Source organism: Neisseria sp. P0021.S006 (assembly GCF_051956895.1).
Window position 1 is genome coordinate 1 of the sequence record NZ_JBQCWZ010000932.1, and the last position, 574, is coordinate 574.

General features: G+C 44.8%; 1 pseudogene. It reads right to left on the reverse strand.

What is annotated here, in order from left to right:
* A pseudogene (locus tag ACTHUM_RS17980) lies at positions 1–543 on the reverse strand (hypothetical protein); the annotation flags it as partial.
* Positions 544–574 lie beyond the last annotated feature (31 nt).

Genomic DNA, 574 nt, shown 5'->3' on the forward strand with positions numbered 1-574 from the left:
AAGCAATGCAAACACGATAGATGCTGCGGCAGTAATCATAAACGTACTGGCCGGAATCAAAAATTCGGGCGACGATGAAAAAATAAACGCGCCCGAAATCATCAGCGCAGAAACAATAAAACCATTCAGCGAAATCATAATATTTGCTTTGGTTGCCGCCAGCGCCAACAATTCCATCTCCGAGCGTACGGCATTGCGGAACATGGTTTCCACGCCCTTATTCGTACCCAACAGATCAGACGCATTCAAATCCTCGGCTTTATTTTTTTTCTTTTTCGCCTTGTCTTTTTTGCGTTTGGCCTTCTTCTCGTTTTTTTCAGACGGCATTTCAGGATGTTCAACTACATCCTGACCTTCTACTGCTTCCTGAATTTCTACCGCGTCAGCCACAACCTCAACTTCGTTTTCAACAACACCGTTTTGCTTGTGATCCCACAAATCAACATCCTGTTGGGATTCTGCAGATGTGCCGTCGTTTAAAGGTTTGCCTTGGTCGCCCATCTGCTTCTGCCGGCCATTTTCCTTCCAATCATTCAAATCCATATCATGACTCCCAACATCAAACACTTTGAAC